General features: G+C 74.3%; 22 protein-coding genes. 8 read left to right on the forward strand and 14 right to left on the reverse strand.

Going from position 1 to position 20,133, the window contains the following annotated elements; genetic code table 11:
• Positions 1-339 precede the first annotated feature (339 nt).
• Positions 340-879 (forward strand): DUF1062 domain-containing protein, encoded by a 540-nt coding sequence (locus tag ACGFK0_RS13350; RefSeq protein ID WP_392904085.1) that lies wholly within the window; start codon positions 340-342, stop codon positions 877-879.
• Positions 880-975: 96 nt separating this feature from the next.
• On the opposite strand, the gene ACGFK0_RS13355 is transcribed toward ACGFK0_RS13350, so the two are convergent.
• Both ACGFK0_RS13355 and ACGFK0_RS13360 read right to left on the reverse strand, forming a co-directional pair.
• Positions 976-1,338 carry a YybH family protein gene (locus tag ACGFK0_RS13355; RefSeq protein WP_392904087.1) on the reverse strand — a complete coding sequence of 121 codons (363 nt, stop codon included), beginning with the start codon at positions 1,336-1,338 and terminating at the stop codon, positions 976-978.
• A 149-nt stretch (positions 1,339-1,487) separates the two neighbouring features.
• On the reverse strand, positions 1,488-2,267 hold the full coding sequence (locus tag ACGFK0_RS13360; protein WP_392904089.1) for an NYN domain-containing protein: 780 nt from the start codon (positions 2,265-2,267) through the stop codon (positions 1,488-1,490).
• Between the two features lie 191 nt (positions 2,268-2,458).
• On the opposite strand from ACGFK0_RS13360, the gene ACGFK0_RS13365 reads away from it, so the two are divergent.
• The 3 genes from ACGFK0_RS13365 to ACGFK0_RS13375 all read left to right on the forward strand — a co-directional run bounded on the left by ACGFK0_RS13365 (position 2,459) and on the right by ACGFK0_RS13375 (position 6,285).
• Positions 2,459-3,028 carry a YdeI family protein gene (locus ACGFK0_RS13365; RefSeq protein ID WP_392904092.1) on the forward strand — a complete coding sequence of 190 codons (570 nt, stop codon included), beginning with the start codon at positions 2,459-2,461 and terminating at the stop codon, positions 3,026-3,028.
• Between the two features lie 75 nt (positions 3,029-3,103).
• A complete protein-coding gene (locus tag ACGFK0_RS13370; protein WP_392904094.1) occupies positions 3,104-4,306 on the forward strand; it encodes an AI-2E family transporter in 1,203 nt (400 codons plus the stop codon).
• Between the two features lie 113 nt (positions 4,307-4,419).
• Entirely contained in the window at positions 4,420-6,285 is a 1,866-nt protein-coding gene (locus ACGFK0_RS13375; protein WP_392904096.1) for a glycoside hydrolase family 3 protein, read from the forward strand.
• A 147-nt stretch (positions 6,286-6,432) separates the two neighbouring features.
• Here the strand turns inward: ACGFK0_RS13375 and ACGFK0_RS13380 are convergent, their stop codons facing one another.
• Positions 6,433-7,482, reverse strand: coding sequence for an alpha/beta hydrolase (locus ACGFK0_RS13380; RefSeq protein ID WP_392904099.1), 1,050 nt, complete (start codon positions 7,480-7,482; stop codon positions 6,433-6,435).
• Positions 7,483-7,647: 165 nt separating this feature from the next.
• Positions 7,648-8,412, reverse strand: a complete 765-nt coding sequence (locus ACGFK0_RS13385) for an alpha/beta fold hydrolase (RefSeq protein WP_392904101.1) — start codon at positions 8,410-8,412, stop codon at positions 7,648-7,650.
• 191 nt (positions 8,413-8,603) lie between these two features.
• Between ACGFK0_RS13385 and ACGFK0_RS13390 the strand changes: the two genes are divergently transcribed.
• Complete coding sequence (locus ACGFK0_RS13390) at positions 8,604-8,747, forward strand: hypothetical protein (RefSeq protein WP_392904104.1); 144 nt, start codon at positions 8,604-8,606, stop codon at positions 8,745-8,747.
• A gap of 24 nt (positions 8,748-8,771) precedes the next feature.
• Here ACGFK0_RS13390 and ACGFK0_RS13395 read toward each other — a convergent pair whose 3' ends face one another.
• From ACGFK0_RS13395 to ACGFK0_RS13425, 7 genes are all read right to left on the reverse strand, one after another.
• A complete protein-coding gene (locus ACGFK0_RS13395) occupies positions 8,772-9,338 on the reverse strand; it encodes a GNAT family N-acetyltransferase (RefSeq protein ID WP_392904107.1) in 567 nt (188 codons plus the stop codon).
• A 109-nt stretch (positions 9,339-9,447) separates the two neighbouring features.
• Positions 9,448-10,506: a YihY/virulence factor BrkB family protein gene (locus ACGFK0_RS13400; protein ID WP_392904110.1), complete on the reverse strand. Its 1,059-nt coding sequence runs from the start codon at positions 10,504-10,506 to the stop codon at positions 9,448-9,450.
• A gap of 13 nt (positions 10,507-10,519) precedes the next feature.
• Entirely contained in the window at positions 10,520-10,948 is a 429-nt protein-coding gene (locus ACGFK0_RS13405) for a DUF3618 domain-containing protein (RefSeq protein ID WP_392904112.1), read from the reverse strand.
• Positions 10,945-11,451, reverse strand: a complete 507-nt coding sequence (locus tag ACGFK0_RS13410; RefSeq protein WP_392904114.1) for a phage holin family protein — start codon at positions 11,449-11,451, stop codon at positions 10,945-10,947. Before ACGFK0_RS13410 ends, ACGFK0_RS13405 begins: the two co-directional genes overlap by 4 nt.
• Positions 11,452-11,579: 128 nt before the next feature.
• Positions 11,580-12,704: an AAA family ATPase gene (locus tag ACGFK0_RS13415; RefSeq protein ID WP_392904117.1), complete on the reverse strand. Its 1,125-nt coding sequence runs from the start codon at positions 12,702-12,704 to the stop codon at positions 11,580-11,582.
• On the reverse strand, positions 12,688-13,476 hold the full coding sequence (locus ACGFK0_RS13420) for an RNA ligase family protein (protein WP_392904120.1): 789 nt from the start codon (positions 13,474-13,476) through the stop codon (positions 12,688-12,690). Before ACGFK0_RS13420 ends, ACGFK0_RS13415 begins: the two co-directional genes overlap by 17 nt.
• 95 nt (positions 13,477-13,571) lie before the next feature.
• Positions 13,572-14,468 carry a virginiamycin B lyase gene (locus ACGFK0_RS13425; RefSeq protein ID WP_392904122.1) on the reverse strand — a complete coding sequence of 299 codons (897 nt, stop codon included), beginning with the start codon at positions 14,466-14,468 and terminating at the stop codon, positions 13,572-13,574.
• 125 nt (positions 14,469-14,593) lie between these two features.
• Here ACGFK0_RS13425 and ACGFK0_RS13430 point away from each other — a divergent pair, with 125 nt between their 5' ends.
• Positions 14,594-15,208 (forward strand): TetR/AcrR family transcriptional regulator, encoded by a 615-nt coding sequence (locus ACGFK0_RS13430; protein ID WP_392904124.1) that lies wholly within the window; start codon positions 14,594-14,596, stop codon positions 15,206-15,208.
• Positions 15,209-15,335: 127 nt separating this feature from the next.
• Here the strand turns inward: ACGFK0_RS13430 and ACGFK0_RS13435 are convergent, their stop codons facing one another.
• On the reverse strand, positions 15,336-15,998 hold the full coding sequence (locus ACGFK0_RS13435) for a response regulator (protein ID WP_392904127.1): 663 nt from the start codon (positions 15,996-15,998) through the stop codon (positions 15,336-15,338).
• Entirely contained in the window at positions 15,986-17,167 is a 1,182-nt protein-coding gene (locus ACGFK0_RS13440) for a sensor histidine kinase (RefSeq protein WP_392904130.1), read from the reverse strand. Before ACGFK0_RS13440 ends, ACGFK0_RS13435 begins: the two co-directional genes overlap by 13 nt.
• Before the next feature lie 131 nt (positions 17,168-17,298).
• On the opposite strand from ACGFK0_RS13440, the gene ACGFK0_RS13445 reads away from it, so the two are divergent.
• Positions 17,299-17,751: a DUF6069 family protein gene (locus ACGFK0_RS13445; RefSeq protein ID WP_392904133.1), complete on the forward strand. Its 453-nt coding sequence runs from the start codon at positions 17,299-17,301 to the stop codon at positions 17,749-17,751.
• Between the two features lie 82 nt (positions 17,752-17,833).
• On the opposite strand, the gene ACGFK0_RS13450 is transcribed toward ACGFK0_RS13445, so the two are convergent.
• Complete coding sequence (locus ACGFK0_RS13450) at positions 17,834-18,973, reverse strand: hypothetical protein (RefSeq protein ID WP_392905104.1); 1,140 nt, start codon at positions 18,971-18,973, stop codon at positions 17,834-17,836.
• A gap of 123 nt (positions 18,974-19,096) precedes the next feature.
• Here ACGFK0_RS13450 and ACGFK0_RS13455 point away from each other — a divergent pair, with 123 nt between their 5' ends.
• Positions 19,097-20,119 carry a tyrosine-type recombinase/integrase gene (locus tag ACGFK0_RS13455; protein WP_392904136.1) on the forward strand — a complete coding sequence of 341 codons (1,023 nt, stop codon included), beginning with the start codon at positions 19,097-19,099 and terminating at the stop codon, positions 20,117-20,119.
• Positions 20,120-20,133: the final 14 nt, after the last annotated feature.

Consider the following 20,133-nt stretch of genomic DNA (forward strand, 5'->3'; position numbering starts at 1 on the left):
AGGTGGCCGTCCTCATGTCACGGGGACTCGCCCATCACGACACGAACCGGTCACAGGTCACACCCGCCCCATACACCACTCCCGTGGACGTGAACCCGTTTGAAGGCTCCCTCCGCGTTCCCGTACGTTGCCTGCGGCCGATCGCAGTGAAGACAAAGGACGAGACCGCGTGACCCCGCCTGCCCTTCAGACCTGACACCTTCTTCCGCTCACCTGTAGCCGGCGCCCCCGCCGGCTCTGCCGGGCTGCCCTGGCGCGCCCGGTCGTACAGCGTTCGAGGCCGCGCGTAATCGGCCTCGTGTCAGGTCTAGAGAGCTCATGTCTTCACAACCTCATACCGTGCTGCCCTGGGTCGTCCGCCGGACCAGGCTGCCCCTGCTGTCGCTGCGGTGCGCGCACTGCCGCGCCGAGTCGGCCACCACCGGCCGGGGACGGTTCCGCGTCAACGCCAACGGCAGGCGGCTGGACGTCTGGCTGCTGGTCGCCTGCGTGTCCTGCGATCGGACGAGCAAGCTCACCGTGCACGAGCGAGCGCCGGTCAGATCCATCGATCCGGCCGAGCTCCACGGCTACCGCGTCAACGACCCGGAACTGGTGGCGGTCACGCTGCTGGACCCGCTGTTCGCCCGCCGCAACCGCATCGCCCTGGACTGGACGGGCGCCTGGCGGCTGGACGCCCCGCCGGCCCGGCCCGACGACGCGTGGCCGTTCCGGGTCGAGGTCGCCTTCGACGACCCGGTGCCGGTGCGCCCGGAACGGCTCATCGCGCAAGGGCTCGGCCTCACCCGCAACCAGGTACGGCGCCGGATCAAGTGCGGCATCCCGCTGCACCGCCCCACGAGCGCCGGCTTCACCTTCACCGTGATGGCCGGGGACTAGCGGGATGCGGCCGCGGCGCGCGCGTTCCCCTCCGCGCGAGACACGCCTCGTCCAAGAGGCCGCATGCGGGCCCGCCCGCATGCGGCCTCGACCGCCCTACCGCGCTGCGACGAACTCGGGCTGGTCCAGGACCCGCAGCCAGCTCCCGTCGCGCTGGCGCCGCGCGACCTGCGCGCGGGCACCGGCCCCGTCCCTCGGCGGCGTCGAAGTGAGCGCGACGTCACCGTTGACCAGGGTCGGCAGCGGCTCCTCCGGCTCGAAACGCGGGCGGCCGGCCAGCACCTTCTCCCACAGCTCGCGGATCGCGTCCCGGCCCACCGTCTGCGAACCAGGCGGGTAGGCCATCACCGCGTCCTTCTCGTAGAGGGCCGCGACGCCCTCCGCGTCACCGGCGTTGGACCGCTCGACGAACAGCCGCGTGATGTCCTCCGGCCGCATGGCCTTCTCGTACTCCGTCATGAACTCCCCCTTGTGCCGGACGCCGTCACCTCCATCGTCGGCACCGCCCATCCAGAAGTCAAAGACATGGTCCTTCTGAATGCCAGAAGTAGAAGTTATGGTCGGCGGGGGCGCCGCCGGGTCAGCGCCCGTCAGGAACTCAGCGCCCGTCAGGAAGCCGGCCTCTTGTCCCGGCGGCGCTTGTCGCGGACGTAGATGATGCCCGGCTTCCCGTCGCCCGGGCTGCGGCGGTCCAGCTCGAACAGCGTCGTCGCCGCGATCAGCTCGCTGAGCTTGGCGAAGCCGTAGTTGCGGGAGTCGAACTCGGGGCGCTGGTTGGTGATGATGTGGCCGACCCCCGCCAGCGCCGCCCACCCGTCCTCGTCGGAGGCGCCCTCCACGGCGTTGCGCAGAAGGTTCACTAGCGCCGTGTCCTGCTTGAGCGTCGCGGCCGACGAAGAGGGCGCCGGCTGCAGCGCCGCGGCGGCGGGCGCGGCCGAGACCTGGTCGTAGGCGAGGTTCTCGATGTAGATGAACTTGTCGCACGCCGCCACGAAAGGCTTGGGCGTCTTGCGCTCCCCGAACCCGTACACGGTCAGGCCCGACTCGCGGATCCGCGCGGCCAGGCGGGTGAAGTCGCTGTCGCTGGAGACCAGGCAGAACCCGTCGAACCGGTCCGAATACAGCAGGTCCATCGCGTCGATGACCATCGCCGCGTCCGTGGCGTTCTTGCCCGTCGTATAGGCGAACTGCTGGATCGGCTGGATCGACTGCTCCAGCAGCCGCTCCTTCCAGCCGCGCAGGCTCGTCCCGGTCCAGTCGCCGTAGGCGCGCTTGACATGGGCGGTGCCGTACTTGGCGACCTCCGCCAGCAGCCCCTCGATGATCGTGGGCTGGGCGTTGTCGGCGTCGATGAGCACCGCCAGCCTGTCGGCGTTGTCGCTGACCATCCCACTCCTTCACCGCGATCCGCCCGGAGGCCGCGCCGATCCGCTCATCACACGCCCTGACGCGCCTCCCGTCCGGCCGTAGCCTATGGGGTGGGAAGCCGATGAGGCGGCACGCGCGCACGAGGAGTCCACCATCGGGTCCCGGCAAGGGGGCGGCGCCGGTTGTCGGTGCCGGGTGCCATCCTGGGACGATGATGCATTTCGCGGACGCCGCCCAGTGGGAGGCGTGGCTGGCCGCCAACCACGACGGCGAAGGCGGCGCCTGGCTGAAGATCGCCAAGAAGGGGGCGGACGCCACCTCGGTCACCATCGCCGAGGCGCTGGACGTCGCCCTGTGCTACGGCTGGATCGACAGCCGGCGCAAGTCCTGCGACGAGACCTTCTACCTGCAGCGGTACTCGCGCCGCCGCAAGGGCAGCCCCTGGTCGCGGGTGAACGTCGAGAAGGTGGAGGCGCTCACCGCCGCCGGGCGGATGCGCCCGCCCGGCCTCGCCGAGGTCGCCGCCGCCCGGGCCGACGGCCGCTGGGACGCCGCCTACACCGCCCAGCGCAACGCCACCGTCCCGCCCGACCTGGCCGAGGCACTGGCCGCCCACCCCGGCGCCGCCGCCCGGTTCGAGGCCCTCGACAAGACCGCCCGCTACCTGGTGATCCTTCCGCTGCTGAAGGCCAGGACCCCGGCCGGGCGCCGGGCCCGGCTCGACAGGGCGATCTCCGACCTGTCGAACCCCCTGAACACCGCCGGTAACGCGCCCGGCTGAAATCTCGGCAAAGATCGGCCCCGCGGCGGGGCGGGACGCCCGAAACGGGCGGCGGGACACGGTTAGCGTGCGGGCATGTCGCAGACGCCCGGCGACAGGCCCGCCTACGCGCCCGCCGACGTCCCGCCCGACGCCCCCGCCGAACCGCCCGCCGGGCGGCCCGCAGCCGGCGACGCGCACGCGATGCCGCCCTGGCTGCCGAAGGCGTTCGTGCTCGCCGGCGCCGTCGTCCTGGCGTTCATGGCGGCGATGTGGCTGCTGCAGCGGCTGCGGGACCTGCTGCTGCTCCTGCTGATCTCGCTGTTCCTGGCGTTCGCGATCGAACCGGCCGTCAACTTCCTGGCCCGGCACGGGTGGCGGCGCGGCCCCGCCACCGCCGCGATGTTCCTGGTCGTCGCCGTCCTGACCGGCGGGTTCCTCAGCGGCATCGGATCGCTGCTGGCCACCCAGGCCGCGGGCCTCGTCGAAGGGTTCCCCGGATACGTCGACCAGGTCATCGGATGGGTCAACGCCACCTTCGGGACCGGCCTGTCGCAGGACACCCTGTTCCAGCGGCTCCCCACCGTCACCGGCGCCCTGTCGCGGCACCTGTCGTCCCTGGCGACCAACGTGTGGGGGATCGGCGCCACCGCGTTCGGCGTCGTGTTCAAGGCCCTCGGCGTGGTGCTGTTCACCTTCTACCTGTCGGCCGAGGGCCCGCGGTTCCGCCGGACGGTGTGCTCCCTGCTGCCGCCCCTCCACCAGCGGCAGGCGCTGCGGGCCTGGGAGATCGCCGTCGACAAGACCGGCGGCTACCTCTACTCGCGCGGACTGCTGGCCCTGGTCTCCGGGATCGCGCACTACATCGCCATGGCCGGGCTCGGGATCCCCTACGCCGCGGTCCTGGCTCTGTGGGTGGGGGTGGTGTCGCAGTTCATCCCCGCCGTCGGCACCTACCTGGCCGGCGCGGTGCCCGTCCTGATCGCGCTGACCGTGGCGCCGTCGACCGCGCTGTGGATACTGCTGTTCGTCCTCGCCTACCAGCAGCTGGAGAACTACCTGCTGCACCCCCGCATCACCGCCCGCACCGTCGACGTGCACCCCGCCGTCGCGTTCGGGCTCATCCTGGCCGGCGCCGCCGTCGCCGGGCCCGCCGGGGTGCTGCTGGCGGTGCCGCTCGGCGCCAGCGTGCAGGCGTTCGCGAGCGCCTACGTCCGCCGCTACCGCGTCGAGGACCATCCGCTGACCGAACCGGACCCGCCCGGCGGTCACTGGTGGCGGTGGCTGCGCCGCAACTGACGCGCCCCCGGCCGCGGCGTCGTCGACCCTTGCCGTGGACGGCGCCGCCGCCCGGGGCTAGCGTGCGAGAAAGACCTTGATCATCCGAAGTTCGGGGGCCGGAGGGAGCCGTCATGTACCGTCCCCGCACGCGCCGCCGCCGGTGGCTCGCCGGCCTCACCGCCGGTGCTCTCGCCGTCACCGGCCTCACCGCCATGATGACGCCCGCCGCGCACGCCGCGCCGCCCGGCGGCGGAAACGGCGGCGGCCACGGAAAGAACCCGGAGCTCATGCGCATCCTGCGGTCGATGACACTGGAGGAGAAGGCCGCCCAGCTGTTCGTCCTGCAGATCCACGGCAAGAGCGCCGACACCACCGACCCCGCCGACGTCGCCGCCAACCGCAGGCTGTACGGGGCCGGCAACGCCGCGCAGGTCATGGCCCGGTACCGGCCCGGCGGATTCATCTACTACGGCAACAACATCGACGACCCCCACCAGGTCGCCGCGTTCTCCAACGGCATCCAGCGCGCCGCGATGGCCGGGCCCCACCGGATCCCCGCGACGATCGCCACCGACCAGGAGGGCGGCATCGTCGCCCGCATCCAGCCGCCCGCGACGCAGTCGCCCGGCGCCATGGCCCTGGCCGCCGGCCGCCGCACCGGCGACGCCCGCGCCCTGGCCCGCATCACCGGACGGGAACTGCGCGCCATCGGCATCAACCAGGACTACGCCCCCGACGCCGACGTCAACGTCAACCCCGCCAACCCCGTCATCGGCGTCCGGTCCTTCGGCTCCGACCCCGGCCTGGTGTCGGACATGGTCACCGCGCAGATCCGCGGATACCGGTCCGGCGGCGTCACCGCGACCGCCAAGCACTTCCCCGGCCACGGCGACACCACCACCGACAGCCACAGCGGCGTCCCCGAGATCGACCACACCCGCCGGGAATGGGAACGGCTCGACCTGCCGCCCTTCCGCGCCGCCATCGCCGCCGGCGTCGACTCGATCATGACCGCGCACATCGTCGTGCCGTCGCTGGACCCGTCCGGCGACCCCGCGACCCTGTCGCGGCCCATCCTCACCGGCATCCTGCGCGACCGGCTCGGCTACCGCGGCGTCGTCGTCACCGACGCCCTCGACATGCAGGGCGTCCGCGACAAGTACGGCGACGAGCGCATCCCCGTCCTCGCCCTCAAGGCCGGCGCCGACGTGCTGCTCAAACCGCCCGTGGACGACGACGGCGCCGGCGTGTTCCCCCGGCAGCTCGCCGCCGTCGTCGCCGCCGTCGAGTCCGGTGAGCTGACCGAGGAGCGCATCGACGCGTCGGTCTACCGGATCCTCGAGCTCAAGCACGAGCGCGGCCTGTTCCGCGACCCCTACACCGCCGAGTCCCGGGTCGGCGAGGTGGTCGGGACGCCCGCGCACCTGGCCGCCGCGCAGCGCGCCGCCGACCGCACCACCACCCTGGTCGAGAACGACGCCGGCGTCCTGCCGCTGCGGCCCGGCGCCCGCGACGTCCTGGTCACCGGATGGGGCGTGTCCACCACCGCCGCCCTCGGCACCGAGATCGCCCGGCGCGGCGCCACCGCCACCATCCGGCAGACCGGCATCAGGCCCACCCGGGCGCAGATCGACGAGGCCGCCGAAGCCGCGCGCGGCCAGGACCTCGTCGTCGCCGTCACCAACCGCGCCTGGGACGTCGAAGACGAGCCCGGCCACAACGGCCCCGGGCAGATGAACCTCGTCAAGGCCCTCGCCGCCACCGGCACGCCCGTCGTCGTCATCGCCGTCCGCGACCCCTACGACATCGCCTGGTTCCCCGAGGCCACCACCTACCTGGCCACCTACTCCTACACCGCCGAGGCGCTGCGGTCGGCCGCCAAGACCCTGTTCGGCGAGCTGAACCCGCGCGGGCGGCTGCCGGTCGCCATCCCCGTCCGGGACGAGCCCGGCACCGCCCTGTACCCCTTCGGCCACGGCCTCGGCTACCGCCGCTGACAGGGCGGCCCGGTTCCGGGACGGCAGCCGCAGCCGCCACGGAACCGGGCCGGGCCGGGATCATCACACGGGCCCGTGGCACGCGCCGGTCACACGGGCCGGTCACACGGGCCGGTCACACGGGCCGGTCACACGGGCCGGGCGGTGTCAGAACTTCCGGGCGCCGATCGACTCCATCAGCGACGGCCAGATGAAGCCCGCCTCGCGGATCCACGCGGGCCAGTTGTGCCGGCCGTCACCGTAGATGTGCGCCGTGTGGGGGATGCCCAGCTCGTCCAGGCGCTTCTTGAACTCCTTGGTGTTCGCGCCGATCGCGATCTCGCTGAGCAGGCCGATGTCCCACGGCGCGACGCCCGGGTCACCGGGACCGGGACGCCCCGTCGTGCCGGCGGAGAAGAACAGGCCGGTGCCGCGCAGCTTCGGCGCCAGCGAGTACGGGTCGTGCGCCGCCCAGTTGGCGTCGTCGGCCCACGGGATCCCCCAGATCGCGAACGGGTCCTGGCCGTTGCCGGCGTTGGTGAACATCAGCATCGCCGGCATGCCGATCGACCGCATCGACAGGATGCCGCTCAGCGACGCCGCGTACTTGAACAGCCCCGGGTGCCGGGCCGCGTAGCTCATCGCGCCCGCGCCGCCCGAGGAGTTGCCGATGGCCGCGCGCAGCGCGCCCGCGCCGTAGTTGCGCTCCAGCAGCTGGCGCACCTCGGCGGTGTGGAAGGTCTCCCACTTGGGCGTCCCGCCCTTGCCGTAGTTGTACCAGTCGGTGTAGGAGCCGTTGGCGCCCTCGGGCATGACGACGATGACGTTGTACTTGAGCGCCCACGCCTCGATGTCGGTGTTCCTGGCCCAGGACGTGTAGTCGTCCTGGCCGCCGTGGAAGGCGTACAGGACCGGCCACGTCGCCTGCGCGCCGCGCTGCCAGTCCCTCGGCAGCAGGATGCGGGCGTTCACCGACGTGCCCAGCGACGGCGAGTCGATCGTGATGTCGACCGCGTGCTCGCCGACCTTCTTCTCCGCGGTGATGCGCGCCCCGCTGTCGGCCGCGACCGGCGCCGCGAGAGTCCGAGCGGGCGCGGCCTGCGCGGCGCCCGCACCCACCGCACCGAGCCCGGCGACGAGGACGACGGCGACCGAGCCGGCGGCGAGCGAGCGCTTCCACTGTCCCTGGAGTGGCCGACGGCGAACGGACGTTGTCATCTGCGCTCCTCGCGGAAACGGCCCGACCCCCGTGGCCGCGCGACCACGCCGAGTTTCCTCGCCTCCACCGGATCGATCTACAGGGGCCTTTGACAAGAAATGCGCCGCGGGCTGTGAAGAAGTGAGTCATCCGGACCCGCCCGGCCACACCGCCACCGCGCACGGTCACGACCGCCCGGCGGGCTCCAGGGCCGACACCTCGCCGAGGAGCGCGGCGAGGTCGCGCGGCCGGGAGAACATCGGCCAGTGGCCGGTCGGCAGCTCCCGGTAGGTCCAGCCGGGCCCGGTCATCATCGAGAAGACCGGGTGGCCCTGCTCGCCCATCGCCTTCACCGCCGCGAGCGGGATCGTGTTCGCGATCAGCGTGCGCGGCGTCGCGGGCAGGGGATCGGGACGCGTCAGCGCCTGCGTCGCCGTGCCGAACGGCTGCGGTGTGCCGCGCTCGCGCATCACGGCGAGCTGCTCGGCGGACAGGCCGGCGAGATTGTCCGGGTCGGACTCCGGGTCGAACGGCGGCACCGGGATCTTCCACCCCTCGCCCTGCTCGGCGACCTGCTTCTCCAGCTCCGCACGGGCCTGCGGGTCGTGGAAGTCGATTCCGGCCATGCCCGGCGGCATCGGCCCGGTGTCGACGTACACGATCCGCGCGATCCGCCCGGGGATCCGGTCCGACGCCCCCGTGGCGGCCATGTTCGCGCCGCTGTGCGCGACGAGCACGACCCGCTCCAGGGCGCCGCCCTCGATGACCGACACGATGTCGGCGATGTGGGTGTCGACGTCGACGCCGGGCGCGGCCTCGCCGGCGCGCTCGGCCTGCCCGGCCGGTGTCACCGCGTGGACGTCGTGGCCCGCGGCACGCAGCTCGGCCGCCACCTCGTCCCACGCCCAGGCGCCGAGCCAGTAGCCGGGGACCAGGACGAACGTAGCCATGTCAGCCGTCCCTTCTCCGTGGATGTGACCTCACGCTACGGTCAATACCGGACAGAAACCGCCCGGATTTGGTGAGTGACCCGTGTCATACCCCGCACCGTCGCATCCGACGACCCGCGTCCTGGCGATGCTGGAGCTGCTTCAGGCGCACCACCACCGCCACGCTCACCGAGACCGCCGGGGGAGTGGTCATGATCACCCGGGCGGAGCGGCTGGACGGGATGCCGCGGATGCTGGCCGGGCTCGGCCTCCCGTTCGTCATCCGCCGCCCCGCCGAGCTGCGCGGCCACGTCCGCGACCTCGCCCGCACCCTGGACGAGCAGGCGGGCCGCTGACCGGTCAGCAGATCGGGGGCGGGTTCAGCGCCCGGAGCGGGCGTCCCACTCGTGCCGCAGCATCGCGTAGACGACCTCGTCGGACCATTCGCCCTTGACCATCTCGTTCTGCACCAGGCGCGCCTCGCGGCGCATCCCGAGCCGCTCCAGCACCCGCGCGGACGCGGTGTTGCGGCCGTCCAGCCGCCCCACCACGCGGTGCAGGTCGAGCCCCTCGAAACCCAGCCGCAGCACGACCTCGGCGGCCTCGGTCGCGAACCCCTTGCCGTGGTAGGCGGGATGGAAGATGTACCCGATCTCGCCCTGCCGGTGCTCCCGGCTGCGCCACTGCAGGTTCACCTCGCCCATCAGGTCGCCGGTCTGGCGCCACACCACCGCCAGGACGAGCCAGTCGCCCTCCTTCTCCACGGTGGACGCGGACATCTTCTGCTTCAGGAACGCGCGGGACTCCTCCAGGTTCCGGGGTTCCCAGTACAGGAAGCGAGCTACCTCGGGCAGGGACTGGTAGGCGTACAGGTCCTCGAGGTCGTTCGGACAGAACGGCCGCAGGGTCAGCCGCTCGGTCTCGATCGGATAGGCCGGACGGAGCATGCGATGATCCTATTCGCCGTGTTCGGCCTTATGCGACCCGTGATTGCCCGGGAAAGCGCCTGGCCCCGCCGCGCGAGCGGGGCCGGGAGCGGCCTCCGGGGGCGGCTTTCTAGGGGCGGCCGCCGCCCGGCCGTCCCCGGCGGGGGGCCGGTGCCGCCTCGGCCTCGGCGCGTCGGGCGCCGCCGTCCGGGTGGCCGTCCTCGCCGTCCGCCGACTCGCCGGCACCGGTCTCGCGGCGTTCTTCGTCGTCGAACGCGCGGGTGTCGCGGAACTCCACGTACGGCTCCGCCTCGGCGTCGTGTCCGCCGGCGATGGCGCGGCCGCGTTCCAGCTCGGCGTTCAGTTCGGCGCCCAGCAGGATCGCCAGGTTCGTGATCCACAGCCACACCAGGAAGATGATGATCCCGGCGATGCTGCCGTAGGTCTTGTTGTAGGAGGCGAAGTTCGCCACGTACAGCGCGAACAGGCCCGAGGCCGCCAGCCACAGCAGGACCGCGACCAGCCCGCCCGGCGTGACCCACTGGAAGCCCCGCTTGGCGTTGGGCGAGGCCCAGTACAGCAGCGAGAACAGGAAGCTGATCACCAGCAGCATCACCGGCCACTTGGCGATGCTCCAGATGGTGACGGCCTGGGAGCCCAGGCCGAGGACGTCGCCGATCTCGCGGGCCAGCGGCCCCGACACCACCACCGCGATCACCGACGCCGCCAGCACCGCCAGCGCCAGCAGCGTCACGGCGATCCGGATGGGGACCGTCTTCCAGATCGGCCGCCCCTCGGGAATGTCGTAGACGATGTTGGAGGCCTTCATGAACCCCCCGACATACCCCGACGCCGACCACACGGCGCCGGCCAGGCTCAGCAGGGCGATGACGCCGGCGCCTCCGCCGCTGCCCTGCAGCTGGTTGATCGAGCTGATGAGCAGGTCGCCGACCGCCCCGGGGGCCAGGTCGCTGACGCTGGAGATCAGGTCGTCGGTGGCCGACTGGCCGGCCAGGCCGACCAGGGACACCACCACCAGGATCGCCGGGAAGATCGACAGAATGGCGTAGTAGGTGAGCGCGGCGGCCCAGGAGGTCAGGTTGTCCCTCTTGAACTCCCCGATCGTGCGCTTGAGCGCCTGTTTCCACGACGTGGCGCGCAGCGCGGTGGGTCCACCCGGTTCGGTCATGACCGAACTCTCCTCACAGCAGCGTGCGGCGACGGCGGCGCACGCGGACGGCCTGCCTCTGGCCGGTGCGGAACACCACACGCACCGGGGCGTTGCGGCCCCGCCCGCGCCCCGGGCGCAGCCGTGCCTTGGGTGAGCGGCGCCGGCGCATCCACACCGCCGCGAGCGCGACCGCGCCCGCCGACGCGACGACGGCGCCGCCCCGCTTGGCCTGGTCCGCCGCGCCGGCGCCCTTGACCCGCGCGGTGACCTCCCGCGCCGACGCGGCCGACTCCCGCATCCTGCTCTTGGCGTCGGCGGCCTTCTGCCTGGCCATGGCCTTCACATCGGCCTTGGCGGCGAGCTGCTCCACCGTCTCGCCCAGATCGTGGCGCGCCCGGTCGACCTCCTGCCGAAGCTCCTCGGTCCCCGCCCCGGCGCCCTGCTTGCCCTGCGTGGTCATCGGTGCGTCGCCCTCTCCTTCAGCTCCGCCACGGTCTGCTTCGCCCCGTCCATGGCCTTCTCGGGTTTGGCCGGTGTGGCGCGCTTGGCCTGCGACCGGCCGAGCAGGGCCAGGACGCCCGCGACCAGCATGAGGAACCCGCCGATGATGAGGGCGGCCGCCCACACCGGCAGGACCAGCGCGATCGCGGCGACCGCCGCCGCGAGCAGCACGGCCACCGCGTACAGCGCCACCAGGGCGGCGCCGCCGAACATTCCGGCGCCGGTCCCGGCGTGGCGGCCCTTGTCCTTCAGCTCGGCCACCGCGAGACGCAGCTCGGCGCGCATCAACTCCGACGCCTGCCGCGTCGCCTGCCTGACCAGCTCGCCCGTCCCCGCTTCGTGGTCCGCGCCGTGGAATTCGGGGGCGCGCCCGTAATCGTGCCGGTGCACCCCCCCGGTCCCCGTTTCGGTCCGGGTCCCGGCCTCGGTTCTGCCGTCCTGTGCCGGCCGCGCGATGCTCATGGCTCCGGCCTCCTCCACGTCCTCGTTACGAAGCCCGGGTACAGCCGTTCCCCCAGGTCGCGGACTAAACGTGGCGGCGGCCCCGGCCGCGCGCGGCCGGGCCGCCGGCGGGGACGCGCGGCCGCAGGTCAGCCGGTCGTCAGCCAGTCGACCCGGTGGGCCTCGGTCGGATCGGGGATCTCCCAGCGGCGGACGAGACGGTCGATGACCGCGTCCGGGACGGGGGAGCGCCGGCCGCGGTTGCGGTCGCGGAGCACGCCGGGCGGCGCCTCCAGCGCCACGACCTCGACCCGGCCCCGGTAGCGGGCGATGAGGCCGGTGCACAGATCACGCTGCGTCCGCGACACGTTGGTGGCGTTCCACACGAACGACCGCCCGGCGCGCAGATGCCCGCGGGCCGCCTCGTGCGCGGCGGCGGCCACGGCGCGCTGGTCGCCGGCGGGGGACACGCCCATCTCTCCGCGCAGCCGGTCGAGGCTGACGACGGGCACGCCCGGCCGGTTGGCGGCGATCCAGTGGTCCTTGCCGGCGCCCGGCAGGCCGGACAGGACGGTCGCGGTCAGGCGCGTGTCGTCGTAGGCGGCGTAGCCGGGGTCGCGGCCGGGCTTGCGGAAGTACCAGAACCGGGCGTGGTCGGACGGGAACACGCGCGGGACGTCCAGGCACTCCTGCTCGGCGCAGTACTCCCCGTACAGGGCGACGTTGTCCAGCAGCTCCTCGGTGTCGGGGCAGATCCGGCCGAGGATGTCGGCCGACGCCAGCAGCACCAGGTCGTCGTTGCGGGCCAGCAGGCTGACACGGAACACGATCTGCTGCAGGTCGGGGCGTTCCAGCGCCCAGAACGGCACCTGGTGGTGGCGGATCAGCGCGGCGACGTGCTCGCGCCAGGCGGGCGGCGCGCCCATCTCCCACAGGATCCGCCGCACCATCAGGTCACCGCGCCGCGAATGGCCGCGCGCGGTGATGCGGCCGTCGCCGTCGATGCTCGTGCAGTGCGGCTTGGCGATGTCGTGCATCAGCACGGCCGTGAACAGCCGCACCCGCTCGGCGTGCGGGCGCGCCCGCCACTGCGGCAGCGACGCCAGCGCCTCGCACGCCATCCGGGTGTGGATCTCGACGTCGCCCTCGCCGTGGAACACCGCGTCCTGCGGGACGCCGGCCATGTCGCGGACCCAGCCGAACGCGTCCCGGATCCGCTCCCACGGGACGGTCCAGTGCGGCGGCGCCGGGCACAGGTCATCGAACACCCGCATACAGCACCTCCGGGTCGGCCAGGCCGTTGGCGACGATCGGGCGCTCCTGCCAGTGGGTGCCCGAGTCCAGGATCGCGGTCAGGAAACTCGGCCGCACCCACTTGTAGCGGTCGACGGTCTTCCCGCCCTCCTCCACCTTGATGTAGAGGCCCTCCATGTCGTCGGAGGTGTCGGTCTCCTCGGCGACGCGGCCGGGATCGGCGCCGCCCGCCCGCGCCGCGGCGCGCAGCGCGTCCCGCCACCGCGGGGTTCGGCACGTGGACGGCCCCGCGAACGCGGTCAGCGCCGCCACGTCCCGCAGCGGACCCTCGTGCAGCACGGGCACCGGCACCACCGGCGTGCCCGCGAGCAGCTCACGGCGCCGCCCGGTCGACAGGAACGTCCCGTCGGACCGGTCGAGGACGTCGAACTCGCAGAAATAGTGCGGCAGCGAATCGTAGAAGACGGTGTGCTTGGCGTACAGCCACTCCCCGTACAGGACGTACCGGTCCTCAAGCCGTTCCCTCAGGACGTGCTGGACGGACGCCGCCCACGCCTTCAGCGGCCCGAACTGGCGTTCCCGGGGCCCGCCCGTCAGGTAGTGGCCGCGGCTCTGCAGCCGCAGCTCCCCACCGGAGGTGAAGCTGATGCCGGCGTTGGCGCCGTCGAGTTTCTCCTCCACCACCAGATACCGCCCGGCGATCGCGGTGAACGGCACCGAGGCGAGGTCGTGGTCGCCCGGCTGGAGCCGGGACCCCTCGATGTGCCGGGTCCGGGGATATTTGCGGAGCATGCCGACCGTTGTAGTGAACGGCGCCGATCATGCCAACCGGTTTTCCGTCCCGGGCGCGTGTGAACCGGAGGGGAAACGGAGGTCGAGCCGGTGGGTCAGGCGGCGGTGACGCGGGCGAGCGCCCCGGTCTCCAGCGCCACCCACAGCGCGCCGTCCGGGCCGAGCGCGATGCCGTGCGGCTCGCATCCGGGGGTCGGCAGCGGGTGCTCGTCGATGCGGCCCCGGGGCGTGATGCGGCCGATGTGCGCGGTGCCCCACTCGGTGAACCACAGGTCCCCGCCGGGGCCGGCGACGATGGCGTGCGGGCGGGCGGCGGGGTCGGGCAGCGGGTACTCGGTGACCTTCCCGTCGGTGGTGATCCGGCCGATGTGCCCGGTGCCGATCTCGGTGAACCACAGCGCGCCGTCGGGCCCGGCGGTGATGCCGACCGGCGCGGACCCTTCGGTGGGCAGCGGGTGGACGGCCAGGTCCCCGTCCGGCGCGATCCTGCCGACCGCGTTGCCCTGGTTGAGGGTGAACCACATCGCCTCGTCCGGGCCCGCCGTGATCATCGAGGGCATGGCGTCCGGGACGGGCAGCGGGTGCTCGGTGACGCGCCCGCCGGTGGTGATCCGGCCGATGCGGCCGGTGTGCATCTGGGTGAACCACAGGGCGCCGTCGGGCCCGGCCGCGATCCCGCACGGGCCGCAGCCCTCCGGGACGGCGAACCGCGCGACGTCGCCGCCGGTGGTGATCCGGCCGATCGCGTCGCCGCGGAAGGCGGTGAACCACAGCGCGCCGTCCGGGCCCGCCGTGATGATCATCGGCCCGCCGGGGAGGGGATCGGGGGGGTGCAGGGTGAGCCGCCCGTCCGGTTCCATCCGGCCCACGCGGCCCTCGTGGACCAGCGTGAACCACAGGGCGCCGTCGGGCCCGGCGGTGATGCCGTACGGGCCCGAGTCCGGTCCGCAGACCGTGAACTCCCTGATCGTGGCGTACGAACCCTGCGTCATGACGTGTCCCCCCTCGTCCTCAACTGCTGTTTCCTCGCGGAGGCGAGGTTAACGCAACGGTTGTTGCGTTACGATGTTCGCGTGGAAAACCGCCGCCCGTACCGCCGATCTCCCCGGGACGGCGCTTGACCGCCCCCGCCCCCGGGCCCGGGACCGTCCGCCCCGGAGGCCGCACCGCGCGGGTGCGCGACGCCGTCCGGGAGGCCACCCTCGCCGAGCTGGCCGAACACGGCTACCCGGGGCTCACCGTCGACGGCGTCGCCGCCCGCTCCGGCGTCCACAAGACCACCGTCTACCGGCGCTGGGGAAACGCCGACGGACTCATCGCCGACGCACTGGACCTCGCCGCCGGGGAACCGTGGCCGGTCCCCGACACCGGCACCCTCGCCGGTGACCTGCGCGCGATCGCCCGGCTCGTCCTGACCGGCTTCACCGACCCCGGGCAGGGACCCGTCGCCCGCGCGTTCGTGCTGGCCGCCGCGCACAGCCCCGGCGCCGCCCGCGCCCTGCACGCCTTCTTCGCGCGGCGGCACGAGCAGTCCGCGGCCGTCGTCGAGCGCGCGGTCGGACGCGGCGAGGCGCCCGCCGGGACCGACGCCGCCGACGTCGTCCGGGTCGCGGTCGCGCCGCTGTACTACCGGCTGTTCGTCACCGGCGAGGCGGTCGACGAGGCCGCCGCCGACCGCGCCGCCGCGGCCGCCGCCGCGGCCGCCCGCGCCGGAACGTTCGTCACCCCTTGACCTGCGGCGCCACCGGAGACGTCGGAGCCGCCGCCCCCCGTCCGACACCTTCACAGGATCGCACCCGGCCATCGAGCGCGTCCGAGCCGAGGCCGGATTCGGAGAGCCGCCCTCCGCGGCCCGGCCCTCAGACGAGACCGGCGTCGTGGGCCAGCAGGGCTATCTGCGTGCGGTTGCCCATGTCCAGCTTGGTCAGGACGCTGGACACGTGCGCCTTGACCGTGGCCACGCTCATGAACAACTCCGCGGCGATCTCGGCGTTGGAGCATCCCCGGGCGATCGCCAGGACCACCTCGCCCTCGCGCGGGCTGAGGCCCTCCAGCGCCGCGCGGGCCCGCTGGTAGGCGCCGGCCTCCACGGCGGCGCGGTCCATGAGCCGGCGGGTGATCCGCGGCGACAGGATCGGGTCCCCGGCCGCGACCTGCCGGACCGCCTGGACGATCTGGTCCGGCGGGGTGTCCTTGAGCAGGAACCCGCTGGCGCCGGCGCGCAGCGCGCGCAGGATGTTCTCGTCGGAGTCGAACGTCGTCAGCACGATCACCTCGGGCGGGTTCGCCCGGGCCCGCAGCCTGCGGGTCGCGGTGATGCCGTCCACCCGCGGCATCCGCAGATCCATGAGCACGACGTCGGGGGCGTGCAGGTCGGCGGCCGCGGGCACCTCGTCGCCGTCGGCGGCCTCCCCGGCCACCGCGATGCCGCCCGTCCCGTCCAGCATCATCGACAGCCCCGCGCGGACGAGCGCGTCGTCGTCGACGATCAGCACGCGCAGGGGACGGGTCACGCCGGCCATGGTAGCCAGGCGCGCAGCCGGAACTCGCCCGCGGTGGTCTCGTGGTCGAGCCGCCCGCCGGCCAGCCGCACCCGCTCGGTCAGCCCGACCAGCCCCGTCCCGCTGCCGGGCGCGGCGGGCCCGGCGCCGGCGGCGGGCAGCGGATTGCGGATGTCGATCACCAGCCGGGTGCCGGGCCGGCCCTCCAGCGCCACCGTGACGGGCCGGCCCGCGGCGTGCTTGCGGGCATTGGTCAGGCCCTCCTGGACCACCCGGTACGCGGTCCGCCCGGCCGCCGCGGGCAGGGCGCCCGGGTCGGCCACCTCATCGCGCAGCTCCACCGTCCCGCCGGCGTCGCGGGACTCCCGCACCAGGTGCGACACGTCGGCCAGGACGGGCTGCGGACGGCCCTCCTCGGCCGCGTCCTCGCCGCGCAGCAGCAGGATCACCTCCCGCAGCTCGTCGAGGGCCTGGTGCACCCCGGCGCGGACCACCCCCGCGGCCTGCGACAGCTTCTCGGGCGGCGCGTCGGGCCGGTACTCCAGCGCCCCCGCGTAGGTGGCCAGCAGCGACAGCCGGTGCGCCAGCACGTCGTGCATCTCCCGGGCGATCCGCGTCCGCTCGGCCATGCGTGCCTCGGCGACCCTGCGGCCCTGCTCGGCCTCCGCGCGGCGGGCGCGTTCGCTCAGCGACACCAGCAGCGCGCGGCGCGCCCGGGCCAGCGCGCCCCAGCCGACCAGCGCGCCGTAGCCGGCCGCGATCAGCAGCAGCCACCACCCGAACGAGATCCCGCCGGGCGGCTGCCACAGCCCCTGGACGACGTGCGCGCCGATCCCCGCCGCGCCGACCCCCGCCGCGACGGGGAACGGCCGCCGCTGCGCCACCTGCAGCGCGGCGATCGTCGCCGCCGGCGTCGCGGCCGGTGACACCGCCGCCAGCGCGGTGAGCACCAGCGCCACCGGGACCGGACGCCACAGCAGCGCGGGCGACAGCAGCAAGGCCGCCGCGCCGACCGCGAGGTCCAGGGCCGGCGTCCCGCCGGCCGCGCCGGCGTCGTGGCGGGCCCAGACCGTCACCCCGGTCAGGACCCCGGCCACGGCGAACACCATCGCCGCAGCGGCCCCGCGGCCCCGCCACCACGGGCCGGTCCCGGCCCGCCCGCGGGTCTCCTCGTGCGCCGGCTCGTCCATCGGCCAAAGGCTAGCTCCGCACGTCACGGCGCCGACACCGACCAAAGTCGGTGCCCGCCCCCACGGCGGTCGGACCCATCCTGGCCCCGCGCCCGATGCGGTCGCCGCGGCGCCGCGGCGACGCTGAGGCCATGAACAGAGCAGCCATGAAGGCACCGGCCGTGAACCCGCCGGCATCGAAGGAGAATCACAAGCCGAACGGCGGCCCCGCCCGCAGAACACTGACCGTCGCGGGCGCCACGGCCGCCGCGCTCCTCCTGTGGACCCTGGCCGGCCCGGTGGCCGGGCACGCGCCGTCCGCCGCGACCGGCGGCGACGCCCAACCCGTCGGCGCGGTCCCGGTCGCCGTCGCGGGCCTGCTCGCGGGGCTGGCCGCCTGGGCCCTGCTCGCGCTGCTGGAACGGACCGTCGGCCGGCCAGGACGGGTCTGGACGATCGCCGCCGTCGCTGTGCTCGCCCTGTCGATGACCGGGCCGCTCGGCAGTGCCGCCGACACCGCGAGCGCGGCGATCCTGGCCGCGATGCACCTGCTCGTCGCCGCCGTCCTCATCCCCGGCCTCGGTCTCACGGCACGCGGGCGGTGACCGTCCCGCACGGCGGCCGGTCGCGGGCCGCGCGCGGCGCGTCCACCCCCGCCGCACCGTGCGCGGACCGCCGAGGGGGCGGTCAGGAGTCGCGGGCGGCGAGTTCGGCGACGATGGCGCGTTCGCGCTGGGCGCCCGCCTCGGTGCGGGCGGCGTCGCGCTCGCGGGCCAGCTCGGCGGAACGCGCCTGTTCGGCGCGCAGGTCGAGGCGGGCCTCGCCGAGTTCCTCACGCAGCCGCTCGGCCAGCGCACGCGCGTCCGACGCCTCCGCGCGGGCGCCCTCGGCCCGGACGTGCGCCTCGTCCGCGCTCTGGCGGCGGCGTCCGATTTCGGCGCGGGCGGCCTCCAGCGCGGCGACCGCCTCCGCGCGTTCGCGCTGCGCCGCGTCGGCGCGCTGGTCGGCGCGCTCGCGGGCCTGCCCGGCCGCCTGGGCGCGTGCCTCCTCGGCCGCCCGCACCCCCTCGGCACGGGACTGCGCCTCGCGGGCGCCGACCGCCTCCGCCCGGGCCTGCTCCGCGTCGCGCCGGGCGGCCTCGGCGGTGCGGCCGGCCTCGGCGGCCAGTGACCGCGCGTCCTGGGCGTCCAGCCGGGCCTGCTCGGCCTGCGCGTGCGCCTCGGCGGTGGCGCGGTCGGCGTCCAGGCGGGCCTGCCGGACGCGCTGATCCGCTTCCGCGCGCACGGCCTGGACCGTCCGCTCGGCTTCGTCATGGGCGGCCTGCACGGCCGCGTCGGCCTCGGACCGGGCCTGCTCCGCCGCCTGGACGGCGTCGTCGCGTTCCCGTCCGGCCCGCCGGCCGTCCTCGCGGGCGGCTCGGGCGGCCTCCCGCGCCTTCTCCGCGGCCTCCTCGGCGCGGGAGGCCCGCCCGGCGGCGTCCTCCCGGTCGGCCAGCGCGGCGGCCACGGTCCGCTGCGCCTCGGCGCGGACGGCGCTGATGCGCGCCTCCACCCCGCGCGGGGACAGTTCCGCGTCCAGGGCCTCGGCCAGCGGCGCCAGCGCCGCGGCGAGGCCCTGCTCCATGCGTTCGTACAGGTCCTCGGCCCGCGCCAGAGCGCCCTCCAGACCGGGGGTGGCGCGCCGCAGCTCCCGTTCCCGCTTGGCGCGGGACTGGCAGCCGCCGTCCAGGCAGTACTCGCGCGGGCGCCCGCGCCCCTCGCGCTGCGGGACGGGCCGGCCGCAATACCGGCAGGCGCGCTCGGCCGCCTGCACGGGCTGTTCACTCATGGTCACACACGTATCCTAGCTTTTTCTGTATTCCTATTTCCAGAAAATAAGAACACCTGGAAAACCAGGACGTCTAACTGACGACAATGCACGTTCTCAGAAGCCAGCCGCTAGGCTGCCGCCATGGACGATCTCCAGCCGGTCGCCGGTGCCCCCGAGGTGCGCCCCGCGCCGTCCACGCGCAACACCTTCCAGGTCTACGTCGCCTCGCTGGAGAGCCCCAGGTCGCGGCGGGCGATGGGCGCGTGCCTGCACCGCCTCGCCGCGATGCTGCACACGGCGTCGGGACACGAGCCGGGCCCGGCGCCGGGGGAGAGGTTCGCGTGGGAGCGGATGCGGGCCGAGCACACGGCCGGCCTGCGGGCGCTGATCGGCCGGCAGACCACGCAGGGCCCGGCCGGGGAACAGGTGCCGTGGTCGCCCTCCTACCGCAACCTGCATCTGTCGGCGCTGCGGGGGGTGCTGCGCACGGCATGGCGGCTGGGCGAGATGTCCACCGACGACTACCAGCGGGCCAGGGCGGTCGCGAACTTCCGCGGGACGCGGCTGCCCGCCGGGCGCAGCGTCCACGCCGCCGAGTTCACCGCGCTGCTGCGGGCCTGCGCCGCCGACCGGTCACCGGCGGGCACACGCGACGCCGCGCTCCTGGCCGTCCTCTACACGACCGGCGCGCGCCGCGCCGAGGTCGCCGCCCTGCGCCGCGAGGACTACGACCCGGGCGAGCGGTCGCTGCGGATCTCCGGCAAGGGCGACAAGCAGCGGCTGGAATACGTCCACGAGGGCGCCGCCGCGCTGCTGGGCGCGTGGCTGGCGGCCGACGACCGCCCGTCCGGGCCGCTGTTCAAGCCGGTGCACAGGTCGGGCGCGGTCCAGCACCGCCCGATGACCGACGCGGCGGTGCGCAACGCGGTCGTCAAACGCCGCAGGCAGGCCGCCCTGCCGCCGATGACCCCGCACGACTTCCGGCGGACGTTCATCGGCGACCTCCTCGACCAGGGCGTCGACCTCTCCACCGTCCAGCAGCTGGTCGGGCACGCTTCCCCGGCCACCACCGCCCGCTACGACCGCCGCCCCGAACGCCGCCGCCGCGGCGCCGTCGACCGCCTCCCCTTCCCCGCCCCCGAGGACATCGGCGAGAGCGGCTGAGGCACAGACCGGAC

Origin of the sequence: Spirillospora sp. NPDC048823 (genome assembly GCF_043198445.1) — a bacterium.
GTDB lineage: Bacteria > Actinomycetota > Actinomycetes > Streptosporangiales > Streptosporangiaceae > Spirillospora.